This window comes from Phenylobacterium sp. LjRoot225 (assembly GCF_964252855.1).
In the GTDB taxonomy this organism is placed as follows: domain Bacteria; phylum Pseudomonadota; class Alphaproteobacteria; order Caulobacterales; family Caulobacteraceae; genus Phenylobacterium.
In genome coordinates this window covers 665384-686776 of record NZ_CAXUPL020000002.1, presented here as the reverse complement: position 1 = coordinate 686776, position 21393 = coordinate 665384, and the positions used below count along the sequence as shown (strand labels likewise).

The 21393-nt window shown below is 68.9% G+C and carries 19 protein-coding genes; 13 read left to right on the top strand and 6 right to left on the bottom strand.

Going from position 1 to position 21393, the window contains the following annotated elements:
* Positions 1 to 7: 7 nt before the first annotated feature.
* Positions 8 to 727: a dienelactone hydrolase family protein gene (locus ACSQ2B_RS13490; RefSeq protein WP_436050530.1), complete on the bottom strand. Its 720-nt coding sequence runs from the start codon at positions 725 to 727 to the stop codon at positions 8 to 10.
* Positions 728 to 805: 78 nt separating this feature from the next.
* Positions 806 to 1285: a GbsR/MarR family transcriptional regulator gene (locus ACSQ2B_RS13485; RefSeq protein ID WP_436050529.1), complete on the bottom strand. Its 480-nt coding sequence runs from the start codon at positions 1283 to 1285 to the stop codon at positions 806 to 808.
* An 87-nt stretch (positions 1286 to 1372) separates the two neighbouring features.
* Between ACSQ2B_RS13485 and ACSQ2B_RS13480 the strand changes: the two genes are divergently transcribed.
* From ACSQ2B_RS13480 to ACSQ2B_RS13465, 4 genes are read left to right on the top strand one after another with little or no spacing between them, the layout of a single operon-like run.
* A complete protein-coding gene (locus tag ACSQ2B_RS13480) occupies positions 1373 to 2170 on the top strand; it encodes an SDR family NAD(P)-dependent oxidoreductase (RefSeq protein ID WP_436050528.1) in 798 nt (265 codons plus the stop codon).
* A gap of 4 nt (positions 2171 to 2174) precedes the next feature.
* Positions 2175 to 2684, top strand: coding sequence for a nuclear transport factor 2 family protein (locus ACSQ2B_RS13475; RefSeq protein WP_436050527.1), 510 nt, complete (start codon positions 2175 to 2177; stop codon positions 2682 to 2684).
* Positions 2681 to 3697, top strand: a complete 1017-nt coding sequence (locus ACSQ2B_RS13470) for an LLM class flavin-dependent oxidoreductase (RefSeq protein WP_436050526.1) — start codon at positions 2681 to 2683, stop codon at positions 3695 to 3697. Before ACSQ2B_RS13475 ends, ACSQ2B_RS13470 begins: the two co-directional genes overlap by 4 nt.
* Before the next feature lie 10 nt (positions 3698 to 3707).
* A complete protein-coding gene (locus ACSQ2B_RS13465) occupies positions 3708 to 4742 on the top strand; it encodes a zinc-binding dehydrogenase (RefSeq protein WP_436050525.1) in 1035 nt (344 codons plus the stop codon).
* A 75-nt stretch (positions 4743 to 4817) separates the two neighbouring features.
* On the opposite strand, the gene ACSQ2B_RS13460 is transcribed toward ACSQ2B_RS13465, so the two are convergent.
* Together ACSQ2B_RS13460 and ACSQ2B_RS13455 are read right to left on the bottom strand one after the other, a co-directional pair.
* Positions 4818 to 6584, bottom strand: a complete 1767-nt coding sequence (locus tag ACSQ2B_RS13460) for a S49 family peptidase (protein WP_436050524.1) — start codon at positions 6582 to 6584, stop codon at positions 4818 to 4820.
* A 595-nt stretch (positions 6585 to 7179) separates the two neighbouring features.
* Entirely contained in the window at positions 7180 to 7896 is a 717-nt protein-coding gene (locus ACSQ2B_RS13455; protein ID WP_436050523.1) for a Crp/Fnr family transcriptional regulator, read from the bottom strand.
* A gap of 505 nt (positions 7897 to 8401) precedes the next feature.
* On the opposite strand from ACSQ2B_RS13455, the gene ACSQ2B_RS13450 reads away from it, so the two are divergent.
* Positions 8402 to 9217 carry a Crp/Fnr family transcriptional regulator gene (locus ACSQ2B_RS13450; protein WP_436050521.1) on the top strand — a complete coding sequence of 272 codons (816 nt, stop codon included), beginning with the start codon at positions 8402 to 8404 and terminating at the stop codon, positions 9215 to 9217.
* A 482-nt stretch (positions 9218 to 9699) separates the two neighbouring features.
* Here the strand turns inward: ACSQ2B_RS13450 and ACSQ2B_RS13445 are convergent, their stop codons facing one another.
* Positions 9700 to 11559, bottom strand: coding sequence for an HWE histidine kinase domain-containing protein (locus tag ACSQ2B_RS13445; protein ID WP_436050519.1), 1860 nt, complete (start codon positions 11557 to 11559; stop codon positions 9700 to 9702).
* A 257-nt stretch (positions 11560 to 11816) separates the two neighbouring features.
* Between ACSQ2B_RS13445 and ACSQ2B_RS13440 the strand changes: the two genes are divergently transcribed.
* From ACSQ2B_RS13440 to ACSQ2B_RS13430, 3 genes are all read left to right on the top strand, one after another.
* Entirely contained in the window at positions 11817 to 13196 is a 1380-nt protein-coding gene (locus ACSQ2B_RS13440; protein WP_436050517.1) for an MFS transporter, read from the top strand.
* 92 nt (positions 13197 to 13288) lie between these two features.
* The gene (locus ACSQ2B_RS13435; protein ID WP_436050515.1) at positions 13289 to 14227 is read left to right on the top strand and encodes an SDR family oxidoreductase; all 939 of its coding nucleotides are present in this window, start codon (positions 13289 to 13291) and stop codon (positions 14225 to 14227) included.
* A gap of 127 nt (positions 14228 to 14354) precedes the next feature.
* A complete protein-coding gene (locus ACSQ2B_RS13430) occupies positions 14355 to 15899 on the top strand; it encodes a tetratricopeptide repeat protein (RefSeq protein WP_436050513.1) in 1545 nt (514 codons plus the stop codon).
* Here the strand turns inward: ACSQ2B_RS13430 and ACSQ2B_RS13425 are convergent.
* The gene (locus tag ACSQ2B_RS13425) at positions 15832 to 17094 is read right to left on the bottom strand and encodes a hypothetical protein (RefSeq protein ID WP_436050511.1); all 1263 of its coding nucleotides are present in this window, start codon (positions 17092 to 17094) and stop codon (positions 15832 to 15834) included. The two genes, ACSQ2B_RS13430 and ACSQ2B_RS13425, sit on opposite strands and share 68 nt — an antisense overlap.
* 146 nt (positions 17095 to 17240) lie before the next feature.
* On the opposite strand from ACSQ2B_RS13425, the gene ACSQ2B_RS13420 reads away from it, so the two are divergent.
* From ACSQ2B_RS13420 to ACSQ2B_RS13400, 5 genes are all read left to right on the top strand, one after another.
* Positions 17241 to 17843, top strand: coding sequence for an RNA polymerase sigma factor (locus ACSQ2B_RS13420; protein ID WP_436050509.1), 603 nt, complete (start codon positions 17241 to 17243; stop codon positions 17841 to 17843).
* A gap of 11 nt (positions 17844 to 17854) precedes the next feature.
* The gene (locus ACSQ2B_RS13415; RefSeq protein WP_436050507.1) at positions 17855 to 18478 is read left to right on the top strand and encodes a zf-HC2 domain-containing protein; all 624 of its coding nucleotides are present in this window, start codon (positions 17855 to 17857) and stop codon (positions 18476 to 18478) included.
* Positions 18475 to 19728, top strand: coding sequence for a S8 family peptidase (locus ACSQ2B_RS13410; protein ID WP_436050506.1), 1254 nt, complete (start codon positions 18475 to 18477; stop codon positions 19726 to 19728). Before ACSQ2B_RS13415 ends, ACSQ2B_RS13410 begins: the two co-directional genes overlap by 4 nt.
* Positions 19697 to 20437 carry a TorF family putative porin gene (locus ACSQ2B_RS13405; protein WP_436050504.1) on the top strand — a complete coding sequence of 247 codons (741 nt, stop codon included), beginning with the start codon at positions 19697 to 19699 and terminating at the stop codon, positions 20435 to 20437. The genes ACSQ2B_RS13410 and ACSQ2B_RS13405 overlap by 32 nt, the downstream gene beginning before the upstream one ends.
* 238 nt (positions 20438 to 20675) lie before the next feature.
* A complete protein-coding gene (locus ACSQ2B_RS13400) occupies positions 20676 to 21392 on the top strand; it encodes a ferritin-like domain-containing protein (RefSeq protein WP_436050502.1) in 717 nt (238 codons plus the stop codon).
* Position 21393 lies beyond the last annotated feature (1 nt).

The following is a 21393-nucleotide window of genomic DNA, read 5'->3' as shown; positions in this document are numbered from 1 at the left end:
CGAAGGTTCAGGTCCGGACGACGGCCTCCAGGAAGGCCGTCGCCTGGGCCCAGGACAGCTTGTCGAGCAGCGGGTCGTAGCGGAGCCCCGGGACGGGTCTCTCATCCGCGCTCGGATCGGTGAAGGCGTGGAAGCCTTCGCCGTAGGCGGTGATTTGCCAGTCGGCGCCGGCGGCGGTCAGCTCCGCGCGCAGCGCCTGCACATCCTCGGCCGGCGCATAGGGATCCTGGGCGCCGGTCAGCACCAGCACCTTGGCCTTCACCGCGCCGGGCCGCGCGGGCAGCTGCGTCATGAGCAGGCCGTGGAAGCTCACGACCCCCCGCACCTCGGCGCCGCTGCGCGCCAGTTCCAGCACGCACTGGCCGCCGAAGCAGAAGCCGACGGCGCCGATGCGGCTGGCGTCGACCTGCGGCAAGGCGCGGAGAGTCTGATAGGCGGCGAGCACGCGGCCGCGCAGCCGCTCGGGCGCATTCTGCAGGGCGGCGAAGGGTTCCCCCGTCTCCGCCGACGAACCGAATAGCCGACCGCCGCCGTACATGTCGGTCGCCAGGGCCGCATAGCCGGCCTCGGCCAGCCGCAGCGCGCGCTCGCGGACCTGTTCGCCCAGCCCATGGGCGTTGTGCATCACCAGGATCGCCGGATGCGGCCCGGGGCCGGCCGGCGTCGCCAGTTGGCCGATCAGGCCGACGCCCTCGTGTTCGTAATGCAGCGCGCGCAGTTCACCCATGTTCCGCGGTTCTCCCCACCGGCGCTGTCAGCGCGCCTTGCGGGCCGACAGTGCAACGGATCGGCGGGCTTGGCCACCTCAGCCCGTCTTGCGAGCGCGGCCGGCGTTCAGCTGGCGGATCCCCGCCTCGATGGTGTCGCGCATCGTCAGATAGAAGCGCGCCATTTCCTTGAGCCGGCCTGCGACCACGCCTGACCCGGCGGTGGCGGCGGAGTCTTCCATGAGCGCGCCCATGGCGCCCCAGAGGGCGGACTGCTCCAGCATCCCCGCAGCGTAGTTTTCGCTGGGGCCGAAGAGGCCGCGCTTGCTGCCGCGCTCGCCGTAGCGACGGATCTGTCCGCAGTGCACCAGGGTCTTGGCGGCGTTCCAGGCGCCGCCCTTGCTCATGTCGAGCTGGGTGGCGATCTGCTCCAGGCTGACCGGGGCCTCGTTCAGCAGCAGGTAGCCGTAGACCCTGCCGGCGCTGGGCGGCATCCCGCGCGGCGCGAGCAGGGCGGCGATCTCGTCAATGAACCGGAGATCGTCTTCGGAGAGCGGGGCGGGACCTAAATTCACCATCTTGTGAATATCGTTGAGATATGCGACGTCATCAAGCTGAAACGGGACGGCGAGTGTACGACCGGTCCGAAGATGGCGGGAGGGACTATGGATTTCGCGGAACGTTACGGCCCGTGGGCAGTCGTCGCAGGCGCCTCGGAGGGCACCGGGCGGGAGTTCGCCAAACAGATCGCCGCCCAGGGCGTTTCCTGCATCCTGATCGCCCGACGCGAGGGGCCGCTGGCCGAGCTCGCCGAGGAGATCCGCCAGACCGGCGTCGACTGCGTCACCGCCAGCGTCGATCTGACCAAGCCCGACGCCGTCGACCGGATTAGCGAGGCGGTGGGGTCGCGCGAGGTGGGGCTCTACGTCAACAACGCCGGCGCCGACGCCAACGGCTCGCGGTTCCTCGACAAGGACGTCCAGGCCTGGGTCGATCTCGCCCAGCGCAACGTCATGACGACGCTGAAGTGCTGCCACCATTTCGGCGGTCCCATGCGCCAGCGTCAGCGCGGGGGTCTGCTGCTGGTCAACTCCGGCGCCTGTTACGGCGGCGGCAGCTTCATGGCCACCTATTCCGCCAGCAAGGCCTTCGACCTCAACTTCGCCGAGGGCCTGTGGGCGGAGCTTCGCGGCTACGGCGTCGACGTGCTGAGCCTGGTGCTCGGCCAGACCGACACCCCGGCCTACCGCGCCCTGCTCGCCGAGAAGGGCCAGGCGCTTCCCACCAACTGGGCCTCGCCAGTGGATGTCGCCCGGGTCGGCCTTGCCCAGCTGCCGCACGGGCCGATCTACAACTGGGGCCAGACCAACGACGTCGCGGGCTGGGCGCCCAGCTCCCCGGACACACGGCGCGCGCGCATCCTGATGATCGACCAGCACAGCCGCAGCACCTTCGGGGATTGAGACGATGAGCGACACGGAGACACTGCAGGCCCTGGCCGATCGCCAGGCCATCACCGACGTCATCTATCGCTACTGTCGGTCGATGGACCGGATCGACCACGAGCTCGGCTATTCGGTGTTCCACGACGACGCCACGGTCGACTACGGCGAGGAAGTCTATCAGGGCTCGGGGCGCGGCTTCATCGACCATGTGTGCGCGCAGCACGCGCGCACCCTGATCCACCTGCACCAGGTCACCAACATCCTGATCGAGCTCGACGGAGACCGGGCCGCCAGCGAATCCTACGTCTTCTCCGACCTGCGGGTCGGGTCGGAGGAACAGCCGAAACAGATCACCACCTGGGGCCGCTACATCGACCAGTGGTCCCGGCGGGACGGGCGCTGGGCGATCGACCGGCGGATCGCCATCCGCGACTTCTCCGAGATCCGCGAGGTCACGTCGATGCCGCTGCCAAAGCGGAGCAGCCGCGACAAGACCGACCCTTCCTACGCCGTCCTTCGAGGCCCGCGATGAGCCAGACCCGCACCTCCGTCATGTTCGACATGCGCGCGCCCGCCTTCGGGACGCCGTCGGCCGAGCTCTACGCCGAAGCCCTGGAGATGGCCGCCTTCGCCGACCAGATCGGCGTCACCTCCGTCAACCTGATGGAGCACCATGCCTCGGAAGACGGCTACCTGCCTCAGCCCTTTGTCATGGGCGGCGGGGTGGCGGCGCGCACCAAGCGGTGCCGCCTGAGCCTGGGCGCGGTGATCCTGCCGCTGCACGACCCGGTGAAGCTCGCCGAGCAGATCGCCGTGCTCGACCTGATGAGCAACGGCCGCCTGCAGGTGATCTTCGGCGCGGGCTACGTCGCCGAGGAGTTCGCGGCCTTCGGGGTCTCGCTCAAGGACCGTGGACGCCTGCTGGACCAGGGCATCGAGGTCATCCTGCGCGCGCTGCATGGCGAACGCTTCCAGGCGCCCGACGGACGGCCGGTGTTCGTGCGCCCGCTGCCGGCGCAGAGGCCGGAGGACATCCTACTGGTCGGCGGCGGGGTCGAGGCCTCGGCCAAGCGCGCGGCCCGGTTCGGCCTGGGCTTCTCGCCCCTGAAGGTCGATCTGCTGGGCGTCTACGACGCCGAGTGCCGCCGGCTCGGCCGCGAACCCGGGCTCAAGCAGAGCCCGGGCGGGCTGAGCAACGTACACCTGAGCCGCGACCCGGAGGCGACCTGGCCCCTGGTCATGCCGCACCTGAAGCACGTGATCGCCGAATATGCGAAGTGGGCCGAGGCCGAGCCCAACTCCAACTCGCCGTTCCGCGGGCTGCTGACCAACGACGAGGCGCTGAAGCACTGCGGCGTGTTCAACCTGATGACGCCCGAGCAGCTGCTCGAGCGCGCGCCGCAGATCGGCGAGTTCAGCTCGGTGAGCCTGATGCCGCTGCTGGGCGGCCTGCCGCCCAAGCTCGGCTGGGAAAGCCTGGAACTGTTGAAATCGGCGATGCCGAAGCTGCAGACGCCGGCGCTGGCCACCGCGTGGCGGACCTGAGGAAAGCACGATGAAAGCGGCCTATCTCGAGAACGGCCAGATTCATGTCGGTGAGATGCCCGCCCCCACGCCGACGAAGGGCCAGATGCTGGTGCGGACGCATCGCTGCGGGCTGTGCGCGTCCGACGCCCACTTCCTCTGTTCGGGCCACGAGATGGTCGCCAAGTCGCAGGAGTTCGGCGGACCCTATGCCGCTGTCGATCTCGGCAAGCGCATCGTCATGGGCCACGAGTTCGTCGGCGAGATCGTCGACTATGGCCCGGGCAGCCGACGGCCGCTGAAGGTCGGCGCCAAGGTGACCTCCGCTCCGGTGATGCGGCAGGGCGGCAAGACGGGAATCATCGGCTACGTCAACGAGCTGCCCGGCGGCTTCGGCGAATACATGCTGCTGGACGAGGACTTGGCCATGGAGGTCCCTGCGGACCTTCCGGACGACCTGGCGGCGTTGATCGAGCCTCTGGCCGTCGGCCTGGAGCACGCCCGCTCCGGCGAGCCGCAGCCGGGCGAGATCCCGCTGGTGATCGGCTGCGGCGCGATCGGCCTGGGCGTGGTCGCCGGGCTGAAGCTGAGGGGCATAGGCCCGATCGTCGCCGCCGACTTCGACGCCGGCCGGCGCGCGATCGCCATCCAGATGGGGGCCGACGTGGCGGTCGATCCGCGCGAGCTGTCGCCCTATGACCCGATCCCCGACCTCGGCATGAAGAAGCCGAACCTGGTCTACGAATGCGTCGGCAAGCCGGGCCTATTGAACCAGATCGTCCGCGGCGTGGGCTTCGGCGCGCGGATCGTGATGGGCGGCTTCTGCCTGGAGCAGGAGCAGCTCTATGTCCCGCTTGCGCAGATGAAGCGGCTGAAGATCAACTTCGCCTGCGGCGAGGAGCAGGAGGACATGGAGCTGGCGCTGCGCGCCATCGCCGATGGCCGGATCGACGTCACGCCCTGGCTGGGCGCGCGCATCGGCCTCTCCGGCGTGGGCGAGGCGCTGGACAGGATGACCGATCCCGCCTCGCCGGTCCGCACGGTGGTCGATCCGCGGACGCTGTAGGAGGCTCGCACCAACAAGCGCGCTTCCCCGCGAAAGCGCATAGCCCTCTTCCAACGAAGTCGGGAGAGGCTCCCGTTAGCGCACCCGCTCGGGCGCCAGCACCATGGCGCCGCCTTCGCGCAGCCGGGCCTGGGCGAGCTGGTCGATGATCGCTTCGGCGCGCGGATCGCCGAACACCCAGGCCGCAGCCGCCAGCGTGCGGGCGGAGGTGCTCTCGACCCCCAGCAGCTTCTGGAGCGCCTCGACGGGCGAGGCCTGCGGGGTCATCCGCTTCAGCCGCGGCTCGCCGGACATGTTGGCCAGGGTCTTGGCGCGGTCCACCGCCTCGTAGAAGCCGCCGACCTGGTCGACAAGGCCCAGCTGGCGGGCCTGGACGCCGGTCCAGACATGGCCGCGGGCGATCTCCTGCACGCGGGCCAGAGGCAGCTTGCGGCCCACGGACACCCGCTGCACGAAGTTGGCGTAGATCTGGTCCATCCAACCGGCGAAGGCGGCGCGCTCCTGGGGACTGAATTCGCGGCTGCCGCCGAAAGCCCCGGCATAGGAGCTGCCGACGCCCAGCTGGCGCAGGTCGACGCCGAACTTGGCGAGCGCGGGGCCGACGGCGAACTTGCCGCCGAAGACGCCGATGGAGCCGGTGAGGGTGGTCGGTTGGGCGACGATGGCCGAGGCCTCGGACGCCACCCAGTAGCCGCCCGACGCGCCGTAGGTCCCCATGGAGACGACCACCGGCTTGCCCGCGGCCTTGGCCGCGCGGATGCCAGCGGCGATCTGCTCCGAGGCGGTGTCCGAGCCGCCCGGCGAGTTCAGGCGCAACACGATGGCTTTGACGTCGTGGGCCTTGGCGGCGTCGTAGAAGGCCTTGGAGAGGTCGTCGGAATAGATGTTGGAGCCGCCGGTGAACGGATTCCGTCCGCCGTCCTTGCCGGTGATGATCGGCCCCTCGGCCTGGATCACGGCGATGGCCGGGCCGGTCGTCGGATTGCGGCGGCGGCCATGGCCGTAGTCGTCGAAATCGACGGCTTCGCCGCCGGTGCGCTTCAGGAGCGCCTGCTCGGCCTCGCGCACCTGGCCCACATGGTCGATCAGGCCGAGCTTGAGGGCTTGTTCGGCAAGGTAGGGGCCGGCCTCCAGGGTTCGGCGCAGGGCGTCGGCCGGCCGTTTCCGGTCGGCGGCGGCCGCGGCGATGTTGGAGGCGTAGATCGAGCCCATCCAGGAGAGCTCGGACTCGCGGTGCGCCGGCGTGTAGTCGTCGTGGAGGTAGCCGTTGACGGCGTTCTTGAACTCGTAGCGCTGCTCGTAGTCGGCCTTGATCCCGTATTTGTCGAAGAAGCGCTTGAGAAAGACGTCCTCGCCCGCCAGGCCGGTGACCTGGAAGGAGGCGGCGGGCTGCATCCAGAGCTCGTCGGCGGCCGCGCCGAGCATATAGGTCGCCGTCGTCACTCCGGAGGGATAGATGCCCTGGCTATGGGCGACGACGGGCTTGCCGGCGGCGTGGAAGCGGCGCAGCGCCAGCCGCAGTTCGTCGGCCGAGGCCGGCTCCATCCCGCCCTCGGGGAGGCGGATGAACAGGCCCTTCACCCGTTCGTCGCTCTCGGCGCGATGCAGGGTCTCGACGATCGACATCACCGAGTTGGATCGGCGCCCGAGGCCGGACAGCGGATTTTGCGCCGACTGGTCGGTGAGGGGTTCGCGCAGGTCGAGCTCGAGCACAGCCTTGGCCGGCGTGGTCTCCCGGCCCGCGGCGCTTGCGGCCATGGAGATCAGCACGATCGGCACGCCGATCAGGAAGATCATCAGGCCCGCGAACACGCCGGCGGCGGTGATCAGAAACTGCTTCATCGTGGGTGAGCCAAGCCTCGGGAACCAGCGCCGATCAGCGGCTGTCGCACACATTCGTGGCGGCGGGAAGATGGGGGCGGGGATGGGCGAGCGCCGGACGGCGCGCCTCGGGATGGCGCGTTCGCGACAATCGGATTTGACGTGGCCTCTCTGTCTACTCAGCGACAGAACTTGCGCGCCCCTGCGGTTATCAAACTTGCCATGCAACCCGCATCTGGAGAGGGCGATGGCTGAGTACAGACTGTATTTTATCGATGTAGAGGGACGCGGAACGGGTTGCGCCGAGTTCTCCAGCATCGATGACCAAAGCGCGCAAGCCGAAGCTCAGCAATTGGTGGGGCAGGCCGGCGGCGAGCTTTGGCGTGGTCCCCGCTGGGTGAATACCTGGGTCGCGGGGGGCGAGGAGGTCCGGGCCGTGAACGCCGATCCGCCGCAACGGAAAGCGCCTAACGGAAACCGCCAGCGCGCGGCCTATTCCAGCTGGGCGCGGCGACGCAGCGGCTCGGAGTGGGTGAGGCGCGAGGGGTCGACACAGTCTTGATCTGAGAGAGCGCCATGCGGCCCGCGTCGGCTGGGCGACCCTGGCCGCAGGCGTTCAAGGCCGGTTCGGCGAACCGAGCCGGCCCATGACCTCGTTTCCCGGCCGCGCGTCGTCGAGGCAAAGGGCGCGGCGGAGCGCCAGGCGACATTCGCACGCACGTCGGTTGAGCCGATCCGCATCGACGATAAGGACCCGGCTTCGAGCCACATCGACCAGTCCTTCGGACTTGAACCGTTGCAAGATGAGATTCACGGCGCTTCTTTGGAGGCCGAGCCCGCTCGCAAGTTCCTCCTGGGGCAGCCGGATCTCAGAGCGGCCAAGCAGATCGGCGGCGGTTGTGAGCCATCGTGCTATCCGCTGATCGGCGGAGTGCATCGCATTGCAGACGCCGACGTGGATCGCGTAGCCCATTTCTGCGAAGCAATAGAGCTTCATCTGACGCTCGACCGTGGGCACGCTGCGTATCGCAGCCACCAGGTGCGGTAGGGCGATCTTCCAAGCGTGTCCGTCGGTCAGGCAGACAAAGCGCGTCGGAGCCCGCGCGAACCCCAGCGCAGCCACGACGCCTAGAGCATTGGTTCTGCCGATGAGCGCGCATTCGATTTCGCGTCCGTCCTGAAGCACGGCGCGGGTAGACGTTAATCCGTCCGTGGGAAAATAGATGCTCTCTACGTCGTCGCCGGCATGTTTTATTACTTGTCCTGATTTAAAGCACATCGTCGAAAGATTGGGTGTTAAATGTTCGACGTCTGATCCAAGCGAGCGGAGCAAGATATTTCTACTGGGCACTGAAGGTCCGTGATCCTCGAGAATGAATTTCCGGATGTTAGTCGTCCACTCCCTCGGGAGCCGTCTGTCCAATATCAAACACTTCGGTTAACCCGCGTGGGCGGCGCCTCCACCGCCCGAATCCTGGGCGCTGATTCCCTAACTGGCGTCGACAAGTTCGCCACACGTCAGGGACTTTGTCCGCAGCCCGAGCCCGGTTCAACAGCACCCTGCGCCATTCCAAATTCCCGCGCCCGCAGCAGATGTGCTGGAGTAAATTGCACGCTTCCATTGAGAGATCGGCGTGATCGGTCATTTGACGCCAATGAAGTCACCGCGATTTGATCGTGTCAAATCGGATCCGAGAGAGCGAAATTCTGCGGTGCAATATGCCGGTTCTCTTTAGATAGGCCTCACTTAGGAGCTCGATTGTTGCGAGTGCTAACAGCGTCCCTGTTAATTTGGCGGTCCGGAAGCAAAACGAAGATAGTCGCGGCGCGTTCTTAACTTGGGCCAGACCGTGTGGTCTGGGGCTCATGGTTCGGGTGCCAAGTTGTCAAAAAGCAATCTGCTGCTTTCAGCGTTGGGTTCGGACCTTCCCGCTTCGTGGGTCCGTGAGGTCCACCTGCGACCTCGCCAAGTTTTGTGCGAACAAGGTGAGCCGCTGGACACTGTCTACTTCCTGCACAGTGGCGTCGTCTCGAAGCTCGCCATATTCCAGGATGGAACCGAGATCGAGTGCGTGCTCGTCGGTCGCGAGGGCGCCGTGGGGGCGATGGCGGCGCTCGGACTGCGGTCCGGCCTGACCCGCGACGTCTGTCACATGGAGGGCGTCGCCTCGGCAGTGGACGCAGACCTTTTCCGTTCCGCGGTCCAGAACTCCAACCACATGAGCGGGATCGTTCTTGGATACTGCGCCTGGAAGATGAGCTGTGCGATCCGTAACGGCGCCTGCAACGCCCTTCATCCCATAGAACAACGCCTGGCGAAGTGGATTTTGACCTGCTGCGATGTGCTCGAGCAGTCCGAGATCTCACTTTCACAGGAGGTGTTCGCAAAGATGCTCGGCGCCCAGCGATCGTCCGTAAACATCATCCTGCAGCGGTTCCGGTCGGAAGGGCTGATCGAGCTCGGCCGTTCGCGGCTCACCCTTGTCGATCGCCAGAAGCTCATTCGCCGCTCGTGCGAATGCTACGCTGACCTGAAGGTGATGGAGCAGGAGATCAGCGGCGGCATGGGCGAGATCCGCGAGCCCGCGCCAAGACGGCCGGAAGAGCCACGCGTCTGGACTTTGAACGGCCAGACCTCGCCAAGTGTCCGCTGAAGAACATATCCCGCTGATATTCTGTGGGACCGTTCGCTTGGCTCAAGGCCATTGGAGGAAACGTCGACCCAAGAAGCGTTCCCGGGCGGCGCCCGGGAAACGCTCTTCGACAAGGGAGTGGCAGGTATGAAATCAGTCGAGTTATACCGGCGGCGTGCTCACGATTGCGCAAGGCTCCGGGACCTTGCGAACACGGAGATGGCCAGGCGTCGCCTAGACCGCGAATGCGCGGACTGGCTCAGCCTGGCCCACATCGGCGCGGATGGCGAGCGCCACGGACAGACCGTGGGGCGGCTCTAATCGCCGTGTCGACGACGCGACGCCTTTGAACCTCTGACCACCGAAGAGCCACGCGCTCAGCGTCGCCCGATCAGGGGGGGCGGACCATGTCGACTTCGGTCCGGCGCGTGGCGATCTTCGGACGATTGCAGTCAGCGCGGCGCGGCGGCGACGGGCGCGCCCAGTGAACTCAAGCGTCGAACTCAAGCTTCGCCGATCTCGGCGGCCCAGGCGCGAACGTCCTCGACCTCGCACCGGATCTCGCAGCGAACCCCCTCCGGCGCAAAGGTGAAGGCGACCTCGCCGTGCAATTCATGGGCGAGGCTGCGTTGAAGAAGCCGCGTGCCGAAGCCGGAGTGGGAGGGGGCCGCAACCGGCGGACCGCCCTCCTCGATCCAGAAAAGCCTCAGCTCGTCGCCGCAAACGCTCCAGCGGATCGTCACCCGGCCCTCCGGAACGGACAGCGCGCCGTACTTCGCCGCATTGGCGGCGAGCTCGTGCAGCGCCAGGCTGAGCGCGAGCGCGCGATACGCCGTCAGCCAGACGGGCGGTCCGAAGCGGACGATCTGCGGCCGCTGCGTCGTCTCGAACGGGGCCATGGCGGTGGCCGCCACGTCAGTGAGCCGCGCGCCGCGCCAGCTTTCCGCCGTCAGCAGGTCGTGTGCGGCGGCGAGCGCCACCAGCCGCGCTTCGAAGACTTCCCGGGCGCTCGTCAGGTTGGACGCGGAGCGCAGCGTCTGGGCCGCGATCGACTGCACTGTGGCCAGGGTGTTCTTCACCCGATGGTTCAGCTCGTTGATCAGCAGTTGCTGCCGCCGCTCGGCGCGGCGCCGTTCGGTGACGTCGTCGACGACGCCGACCACCCGCGTCGGCCGCCCGTTCGGCCCGGGGGAATGGTCGCTGACGCTGATCACGTCGCGGATCGAGCCGTCAGGCAGGTGGATGCGGTATTCCCGCTCCCGCCGCGCCTCACCGGCCGCCTCGGCGGCGGTCGCTTGGGCGCGGAGCCGTTCGAACTCGTTGCTGTCGATGCGCCTGATCAGGTCGTCAATCGTGAGGCTTTCGTCGGGTCCGAACCCGAGGATTTCGCGCGCGCGAGCGTTGAACGTCGCTTGTCGGGTTTCCAAGTCCAGTTCGAAGACGCCGAGCCGCGCGGCCGCGGCGTTCAGCCGACGATTGCTTTCCTCGACGGCCGCCTGGGCGCGCACTCGCTCGGTGACGTCGAACCCTTCGACGAAAACGCCTGTGACCTTGCCGTCCTCGCCGGTCACCGACTGCATGATGTAGTCGATAAAGCGGACCTCTTCGGGCCCTTCCGGGCTCCTCTTGAGGGGGGCCGGCTGCGCCCGCGCGACATAGCGTTCCCCAGTGGCGTAGACGTGGTCCAGGATCTCGCTGTGAGCGTGCTCGAGCGTGTCGGCGAACACCTCCCGATGCGGCTTGCCGATGATGTTCCGCTTGCCGATCAGGCGCATGTAGGCTTCGTTGGCGAACTCGAAAATGTGGTCCGGGCCCCGGGTGAGGCGGATGAAGCCGGGCGCCTGTTCGAACATCCGCCGCTCCTGCTCGGCCCGAGCGCCCGCCTTGCGCTCGGCGAGTACGCGTTCGGTGGTATCCGCCACGATCGCCAGCACACCGGCGGGGCGGCCGCTCTCATCCAGCACAGGCGAGTAGTCGAGCTTGACCCAGACCTGTCGCGGCTTGCCCGAACGATAGCTCGTCAGCTCCAGGTCCTGGAACGTCAGCGCGCCGCCGGCCAGCGCCGTGGTGATGGCCTGGTCGCTGAGATCGGCGAACTCGCGCAAGCCCTCACGCACCTTGGCGCCGAGCAGTTGCGGGTGGCGCGCCCCGACCATGGCCGCAAAGGCGTCGTTGTATATGGTGACGCCGTCCAGGCCCCAATGCAGCGCCATGGGCACAGGCGAGCGCAATAGGATCCCCGTGGCGGTCTTCAGGCTTTGCGGCCAGGCGCTGAGCGGTCCGAGCGGCGTCGACGCCCAGTCATGCTTCGCGATCAGCTCACCCGTTTCGCCGCCGCCGCGCAGGAACGCCGCCTCGTTCACGTGAGAGTGGATTTCCCATTTCGAGCCAGCACGTTGGCGGCTAGGAAGCACACCATCCGCGGTCGAGGACAAGCAACTCAGGCGAGAACCGGAACCCGCACCCCCCATGCCGCAGCCGCGCCGCGGCGCAGGTTCCGCCGGGTCAGGAGGCGACAAGCGCCTACTCTGTCGAGCCCATGTTCCAGGAGAAGCTTGCGCTGAGCCACGCATCGTGATCGTCCCAAGTCAAAGACGACAAGAACAATGAGGAACGCGTCATGATGAGTGAGACTGCAGCCGCGAGGCGAGGGAAGACCGGCGGCGAAGCTGGGCGGGAGCCGGCCTATCCCTCGTCCGGGCGGGCGTGGTGGTCGGTGGGGGTGCTGACGCTGCTGTCATGCCTGTCGCTGCTCGACAGGCAGATCATGGCGCTGCTGATCCCCGACATGCGTCGCGATCTAGGGCTCACGGATTTCCATATGGGCCTGCTGCAGGGCGTGGTCTTCTCGGCCTTCTATGTGACGTTCGGGCTGCTGTTCGGCTGGATCATCGATCGGTTCTCGCGGCGCGCGGTCATCTTCGCAGGCGTGACCTTCTGGTCCATGGCCACGGCGGCGTGCGGACTCGCCGGCAACTTCTTTCAGCTGATCCTGGCGCGCTTTGGGGTCGGCGCCGGCGAGGCGGCGCTTAATCCCGCGGGGTATTCAATCATCAGCGACACCTTCCCCAGGCACCGTCTGTCGTTGGCCATGTCTGTATTCGGGGCGGGGTCCTATCTCGGGATCGGCGTCTCGCTTGTGCTCGGCGGGTACCTGATCGACGCCTTTCCGAAAGAGGGCGTCGTCGTGCCGGTGCTGGGCCACCTGAGCGCCTGGCGCGCGGTGTTTCTGGCGGCAGGACTGCCTGGCCTGCTGATCGCCTTCCTGATCTGGACCATGGCCGATCCTCCCAGGCGCGGGCGCGTCGAGCAGGCTTCGAGCTCGATCGGCGACACGGTCGGATTCATGCGCCAACACTGGCGGTTCTATACCGGCCACTTCCTGGGCTTCGCCATGCTGGCGGCTTCCGGATATGGGTTTCAGGTTTGGTCGCCGACCTTCCTGCTGCGCAATTTCGACATCGAAATCACTCAGGTGGTCAACATCCTGGCCCCGATCACCGTTATCGGCGGCATCACGGGCGGCCTCTTGGCGGGTTTTGTGACCGACCGCCTGTTCGCGCGCGGCATGCGCGATGCTCACCTGCGCTACTTCATGGTGACCGCCGTCTTTCACGCGGTGTTCCTGCTGCTGGCGATGACCAGCACCTCGCTGGAGCGGTTCATTGTCTTCATGATCCTGGTCAACATCACGTCGGGGTACGCAGGCGTCGGGCCTGCGGCGCTGCAGCTGGTCACGCCGAACAACTATCGCGGCCAGGTCTCGGCCTGCCTGCTCTTCGTCACCTCGCTCCTTGGGACGGGCCTCGGCCCGGTGATCGTCGGCGGGTTCACCACCTATTTGTTCAAGGACGACGCCAAGGTCGGGTGGGCGATCGCCCTGAACGCCCTTGTCGTCATGCCGCTCGCCATACTGGCCTTCGCCAGCGCTCTGAAGCCGATGCGGCGCGCGGTCGACGAGGCCGAGGCGCGCGCCGGGAGCGAAGCGTCGGGCGCCTGACGTCACGCCCAACGCGGAGTTGACGTTCGCAGCGACCAATTCGGGGCCGGTTTCGTTTTAGGTATCCAGAGTTGTCACGCGGTGAGGCCGACATGACCGACGAAGGCGGAGAGCCATCTTTGCGCGGGCGGGTGGCTGTGGTGGCGGGCGCCACCCGAGGCGCTGGCCGGGGAATCGCAGCGGCGCTCGGCGAAGCCGGCGCCACGGTGATCTGCACCGGACGCAGCACGCGCAGGCCCGGCGCTTCCTCCAGGTCCGACTACGATCGGCCAGAAACCATCGAGGAGACGGCGGAACTCGTGACACGTCTGGGCGGCCTGGGCGTGCCCAAGGTGGTCGACCACCTGGATCCTGCACAGGTGGAGCGCCTGGCTGACGAGATCCGCCAGGACCACGGCCGTATCGATGTCCTGGTGAACGACATCTGGGGCGCGGAAGTGCTGAAAGGCGGACCCTCGCAATGGAACAAGCCGATCTGGGAGCACGACCTGCAGAAGGGCCTGCGCATCCTGCGACTGGGCCTCGAGACGCACCTGATCACGTCGCACCACCTCTTGCCGCTTCTGGTGTCGCAACCGGGCGGCCTTCTCGTCGAGGTGACCGACGGCACAGCCTCGTACAACGCGACCCACTACCGGATTTCGGTCTTCTACGACCTGGTCAAGGTGGCGGTGAACCGGCTGGCTTTCTCGCAGGGCCATGAGCTTGCGCCTTGCGGGTGCACGGCGCTCGCCATCACCCCTGGCTGGCTGCGGTCGGAGATGATGCTCGACAACTTCGCGGTTACGGAAGCCGACTGGCGCGACGCGCTGACGGATCGGGGGCCCGGCAGGCCCCAGGCGCCGCCCGGGTTCGCCGCCTCTGAGTCCCCTCGCTACGTCGGCCGGGCGGTCGCCGCCTTGGCGTCCGATCCCGCACGAAGCCGCTGGAACCAGGCGTCGCTCACAGCGTCCGAATTGGCCCGCTGCTACGGTTTCACGGACACGGACGGCTCGCAGCCTGATGCGTGGCGTCATATCTCCGAGGCCTGAGCGAAACTCACCCGTTCGGGCCGCCTCGCGCTTGACGCGTCTTCACGCAGATCCGTCTTCGCTCCCACCCACATGCCGCGCTATCGTGTTCTCCGGCGGGAGGGGCTCCAAGCGTTGGAGATCATGCGTGCACCTTTCTGCTCTAGCCGCAGCCCTTCTCACCACCATCGCCCTGGCCGCGCCGGCGCGCGCCCAGCTGCTGGTCGACTGGCATAGCTGTCTTGGCGACGACCGCGCGGGACCGATCCGGCAGGTCAACGGATGCACCGGGGTCATCCTCTCCAAGCGCGAGATCCCGGTCCACCTGGCCGTGGCGCATTTCAACCGCGGCGTCGGGCGCCAGGATCAGCACGCCCTTGGTCTGGCGCTCGCCGACTATGAGGAGGCGATCCGACTCGATCCCACGCTCGCCGAGGCCTATGCCGGTCGCGGCGGGGTCCGCTTCGCCAACGGGGACTACGCCGGAGCCGAAGCCGATTATCAGGCGGCGATCCAACTGAAGCCCACCTTTGTGGACGGCTGGCTCGGACGGGCCGCGACGCGGATCGTCCGGGGGAACGGGGCGGCTGCGCTGTCCGACTATGATCAGGCCGTGGGGCTGGCCGAGCCCTCGCCCGAGCTTCTCGACGATCGCGGTCGAGCCCATCAGCGCCTCGGCGACGAGGACCGGGCGCTGGCGGACTTCGCCGCCGCGCTCAAGCTCGACCCCGGCTACGCCCCGTCGCTGACGCATCGGGCCGCCCTGTTCGCCGGGCGGCGCGAGTTCGATCGGGCGCTCGCCGACTATCACGCGGCGCTCAAGGCGCAGCCGGACCTGGCGGAGGCCCTGCTCGGCCGAGCCGCCGTCTGGACCGCCAAGGGCGAGTTCGGCCGCGCGACCGCCGACGCCGAAGCCGCGCGTCAGGCGGCGCCGAACGACGCTCGGCCGCACTTCAACATCGCCTATCTGCAAGCCGCGCAAGGCGAGTACGAGGCGGCGGTTCGGACCTATGGCGAGGCGATCGAGCGCGATCCTCGGGACGCAGCCGCCTACAACAACCGCGGAGACGCGCAGCTCAGCCGAGGCGAACTGGAGGCCGCCAAGGCCGACTTCGATCAATCCTTGGCGCTTCGGCCCGGCTATGACCTGGCGCTCGCCAACCGCGCCCAGGTGCGGCTGGAGCTGGGCGACGACGTCGGGGCGGCCGAGGATCTCACCGCGCTCCTCGCGCAGAATCCGGAGAATATGACGGCCCGCATCCGTCGCGCGGCCGCCTACCTGGCCGCGGGCGATCCAGACCGCGCCTTGGCCGATGCGAACGAGGCGGTCCGCCGAGCCCCTGCCTCGGCCGAGGCGCTCGCCGCACGGGCCTGGGTCCGCGCCCTGGCCGGCCGCGACCTCGACGCCGCCCTCGCCGACGCCAGCGCGGCGATCGCGCGCAATCCGCAGCTGGCGGAGGCCCATGACATCCGCGCCCTGGTCCGGCTCCGTCGCGGCGACACCGTCGAGGCTGTCGCCGACTACCAGGAGGCTCTGAGGCTCCGGCCCACCATGGCCAGCGCCCTGTTCGGCCGCGGCCTCGCCGAGAAGCGCCTCGGTGACGTGGCTCGCGCCGAAGCCGACCTTACCCAGGCGGCGGCTCTCGACCCGAAGATCGCAGCCAATTTCGAGCGATATGGGGTGACGCCCTGACGTCGTTTTCGAGCCGCAGGGCGGCCCTTATCGCCCGCGCCATGGATCGGGCGCCTTGCGCGTTCGGATGGGCGTCCCCTTTCAAGCGCTCGTTCGGCGGGATCGGGATTTGAATGTAGTCGATGCCGCCCTCGTCCAGGACCCTTCGGCGGAGAGCGGCCTCCTGCGGCGACTCCGGTTCGAGAATGGGGACGATGATCAGCGACTGCGCTTCCCGCTCCTGCGCGAGCGCGGCCGTGGCCCGCAGCGCGGCTCTCGCGGCCCGCACGCCCTGTTCGATCTCGGCGGCGGAGCGATAGGGCGCGAGACGGCGGAAGGCGCGGGCCAGCCGCCACTCGCCGGCGGCGGGCCTCCAGCGCAGGTCGGCGTCCAGGTGTGGGCGGTCGCGTTCCAGCATGCGGAAGAAGGCGGACGGGAGGAACAGGGTGACGATGGCTGCGGGATGGGCGACGGCGCCGATGTCCCGCCGCAGCCGCATGTAGGCCTGGTCCACAGCGTAGCCGTTGTAGGCGAGATCGACCGCCTGCAGTCCTGTCATGGCCTGGACCTGGGCCGGCGCAGTTTCCTCCCAGGGTAGACCGTCGCCCAGCATGATCGACTCGCCGGCGAAGACGACGCTGGGGCGGGTCAGGTCGACGACCTGGCCCGGTGCGCCGACGCGAAGGCCATGGGCGTCGAAGGCGTATAGGATGCGCCGTCCGGCCGCTTGGTCATAACCCGTGCGGTTGGGGCGGGACGTCCAGCCGATCTCGGCGTCGCTGCGCTGCAGCGACTCTCTGTGCAGCGTTTTCGGGGGATCTGTCGCGTGCTCTGCGACCCGGAGGATCAGCTCGGCGGCGCCGACCGCCAGGACGACGGCGAGCGCGGTGGGCGCCGCGGCGGCGAGAAGCGAGGCGAGGGTCCGGCGCTCTCCCAGCCTGCCGAGCTGCGGCCGGACAATCACAACAAGCGTTAGGGCCAGGCAGGTCGCCAGGATTCTGCCCCAGGCGACCACGGTGAGCGGCAGGCTGCGGTCGGTCCGGAATTCCGGCAGGAAGTGGCGGTCGATCCAGGCGCGGTCGGCCATCGCCGCCCAGCCGAGCAGCGCCGCCGCCAGGATGATGGTCAGTCCCTCGAGCAGCACCCGGCGGATCCGCGACCCCGCGGCGCCGTCCGTCGTTCTGGATGAAGGCGCGTCCCACGCTGGGCGGAACATGGGCAGCTCCTGCCGCAGGCGCGCGCCAACGCGCCCTCTGACCACGGGTTAATGCCTGGCCGGAGCTCGGCGGTTCAAAGCTTTTTGGCGTGGCGTTGAACCTCTTCGATCGGCTCTGGCATTAACGAGCAGGACGTTCGAACCCGATGCTGAGCAGGCCCCGCACCACGCACGTCGACGGCGGCCCGGCCGCTGAGACCGCCGCCCGCCGCGACGCGCGCCTGATCGCGCGGATCGCCGAGGGGGAACCGCGCGCGTTCGAGGAGCTCTACCGGCTCTACCAACCGCGGCTGACCCGCTTCCTCTCGGGCCTTCTGCGCCGGCCGCATCTGATCGAGGAGGTGCTCGATGACACCCTGCTGCGGGTGTGGGATCGGCCGGACGCCTACAACGGCGCCAGCAAGGTCTCGACGTGGATCTTCGCCATCGCCTACCGCAAGGCGCTCAAGGTGCTGAAGCGGTGCGACGAACCGGTGGACGACGCCGAAGCGGCCGACCGGCCGACCGGCGAGCCAGGTCCCGAGGCGGAGTTCGGCCGCCGTCAGGCGCGCGAGGCGCTGCTTCAGGCCATGGCCGAACTCTCATTGGAGCAGAAGACCGTGGTTGAACTCTGTTATTTCCACGAGATGGGATACCGCGAGATCGCCGACATCATGGGTTGCCCCGTCGATACGGTGAAGACGCGCATGTTCCACGCGCGCCGCCGCATGAAGGCGAGCTTGGCGCGCCCGCTCGCCGACTGGCTGTGAGCGTGTAAGCCGTGGGCCGCATCATCTCCTTCCGTGGCGACGCGCACCACGAGACGCAGCTCCTGCTGCCCTGGTACGTCAAAGGCCGGCTCGACCCAGACGACCATGCGCGGGTGGAGGCGCATCTCGCCGCTTGCGCCGAATGCGCGGCGGAGCTCGAGCTCGAACAGGCGCTCGCCAGCGAGGTCGCCGATCTGCCGGTCGACGCCGATGACGGCTGGACGAGGCTCCGCGACCGGATGGTCGCAGACCGGACCGCGTCCCGCCGCCCGACGTCGGGACGTTTGGGGCGGGCCGCGACCTGGAGCGCGCTGGCCGCCAGCCTTTGCCTGGCGGCCCTGCTGGCCGTCATGACCTTCCGGAGTCTGGAGGCGCCGCGCTACCAGACCCTCGGCGCTCGCCCCGCCGGGGAGGCCGGTTCGCTGATGGTGGTGTTCCGCCCGGAGGCGCGGGAGGCGGACCTCAGGCGCATTCTCGTCGAGGCGCATCTTCGGCTGGTGGACGGACCCACGGCGGGCGGCGCCTATGTGCTGCGCGCCCCCCCGGCCGAGCGGGACGCCGCGCTCGCCGCCCTGCGCCGGCAGCCGGAGGTGGTGCTCGCCGAGCCGATCGACGCCGGGACCGGGCGGCGGTGAGACGCCCGCCGTCCTGGCTCCGGCGCACGCTCGCCGCCTGGGCGGCGGCCGTGGGCCTGGTCGTCGCTGCGCCGGCCGCGACGGCGCCGAACGAGGCCGCGGCGTCGCAGCCGGCCGAGGTGCTAGTGCTTTTCCGCGCGCCGCCGCCGCACTTCCGCGCCGGCTCGGACTATCAGGCGGGTTACAGCGACAAGCAGGGGCGCGCGGCGCGACGGCGCCTCGCCCGCGAGATCGCCCAGGCGCGCGGGCTGACGCTGGTGACGGACTGGCCGATGCCGGTCCTCGGTCTTGACTGCTACGTCATGCGCGCCCCGCCAGGACGCTCGGCCGACGAGGTGGCGAGAGAGCTTTCCGGCGAGCGGAACGTCGCCTGGGCCGAGCCCATGAACCTCTATCGCGGCCGCGCGGCGGCCCACAACGACCCTCTGTTCGCCGTCCAGCCGGCGGCGCGGCTGTGGCGGCTGGGAGAGCTGCACGAGATCGCCACCGGCCGGAACGTGCGCGTGGCGGAGATCGACAGCCAGGTGGACGTCTCGCATCCTGACCTGCGGGGTCAGATCGCGCTGGCGCGGGACTTCGTTCCCGACCGTCCCGCGTTGGGCGAGCGCCACGGCACCGGCGTGGCGGGCGTGATCGCCGCCCGGGCGGACAATGGCCTGGGCATCGTGGGCGTCGCGCCGGGCGCGCGGCTGATGGCGCTCAGGGCCTGCTGGCAGAGCGCCGACGACCCCGCCGTCGCGCTCTGCGACAGCCTGAGCCTCGCCAAGGCGCTGGTGTTCGCCATCGATCACAAGGCGCAGGTGATCAACCTGAGCCTCAGCGGACCGCCGACCCTGCTGCTCGGCAAGCTGATCGACGTGGCCGGCGCGCGCGGGGCGGCGGTCGTCGGGGCCTATGACCGGGCGCTGCCGGCAGGCGGCTTTCCGGCCTCGCATCCGGGCGTGATCGCCGTCGCCGACGCGGGGCCGGCCCCGGCGTCGGTCTTCCTGGCGCCCGGGAGTGACATTCCCGTGCCTGAGCCGGGAGGGCGGTGGGGCCTGGTGGACGGCAGCTCCTACGCTGCTGCGCACGTGAGCGGCCTCGTCGCGCTTCTGCGCCAGGGCGGCCGGGTCTCGCGCGCCTCGCTGGCGCTCACCTCGGATAGTGGCGGCCCGCGCGCCATCGACCCCTGCGCGTCCCTGCTCCGCGCGTTCGGGCCCTGCGCCTGCGGCTGCGGCCGTGTTGCTGACGCCGCGCCGCGCCGCCGCTAGGGGGCGCGGTCTGGCGGCCCCGGCGTGCTGGGCCGTCGCGGCGGCGATCGCCATGGGCCTCGCCGGGCCGGCCTACGGCCAGGTGGGCCTGAGCCTCGCCGCGGTCTCGGACTACCGCTACCGCGGCGTCTCCTTGAGCGACGCCCGCCCGGCGGCCAGCCTCAGCCTCTCCTATGACCACCCGAGCGGCCTCTACGCCGGGACGCAGCTGATCGCCGCCCAGCCACGCGGCCAAGGGGCGGAGGTGGTGGCCAACCTGACCTATGCCGGCTATGTCGCCCGTCGCGGCCGCGGGCCCGCCGTCGATCTCGGCGCGATCCGCTACGACCTGACCAGCTACGGGAGCCGCAAGCGAACCGTGGACTACGGCGAGCTGTACGTCGGCCTCGTCGGCGACCACCTGAACGCCCACCTCTACTATGCGCCGGACTACTACCAGTCGGGCGTGCGCACCCTCTACGCAGACCTGGCGGGCGGATTCCGGCCGACGCCCGCGGTGAGGTTGTTCGGCCATGTGGGCGTCCACGCGCCGGTCGGAGGGCGCAAGCGCCCCCAGGCGCGCAAGGTGCGTTACGACTTCAGGGCCGGCACCGCGCTCGACATCGGCGCGGCGGAGCTGAGCCTCTCCTGGACACGGCTTGCGCCGGCCTACGCGCCCGGCGGAGACGCCGACGACAAGGTCGCGGTCGGCCTGGCGGTTTTCTTCTGACGCCGGCTCGCCGGCGTGAACCTTTCGCCGCGGCCGGGGAATAGACCGATCGGTGAACGATCCGAGCCGCGCTCCCGTCCCTCGATGTGTGTTCGGCGTCGCCTCACCGTCGCAGCCCGAGGCCGCAAGGCCTTGGGTTGCCCCCTTGCGGGAGGCGAATGGTGGCCAGGGTCGTCATGCCGGAACGTTCACCGCCCACCGGAGGCCTCATCGGCTCTCACGCGCGGCGGGCGGCCGGATGATCGCCTTCCTGCAGCGCCTAGTGTGGTCCAGCACCTATCGCCGGGCGAAGCTTCTCCTTCGCTTCGCCGAGGTGGAGGCGGATGGCGGCCATGACCTGGTGCGCGCAGCCGAGGTCACACGCGATCCCATCTTGCGCAAGCTGTTCCTGCGCCACGCCAGCGACGAGGCGCACCACGCCGCCCTGTTCCGGCGCCGCGGCCTGGACCTGTTGCGGAGCGGCCAGGCTCAGACGGCGATGACTGCGCCGCCGTGGCTGGCGCCCGGCGAGCGGGGGCTGGACGACGTCCGGATCGACGAGCAGCAGGAGGAGAAGCTGCTGGCCTTCCTGCACCTCTCCGAAAAGGCCGCGGCCAGGGATTTCGCCAGCTACGCCAAGGTCCTGGAGCGGGATCCCGACACCCGCGCGGTGTTCCAGATGATCCTCCGCGATGAGAGTTTCCACATGCGCTACACCCATCAGCAGCTCATCCGGCTGGAGCCCCGACGTCACGCCCAGATCCTCTGGCGAGCCAGGCGCAGCCGGCTCTGGCGGCTCTACCTCCGGCTCGCCGGCGGGATCGGCGCTCTGTTCGGCGCCGTCATGCTGAGCGTCCAATATTTCGTCCTTCTTCCCCCCTTCGCGCTGCTCGCCCGCCGCGCGGCGCGCTCCGAGCCGGAAGGCTGGCGCGCCGTGGCGGACGACCGCGCACGCAGACTGACGAGCCAGTACTGAG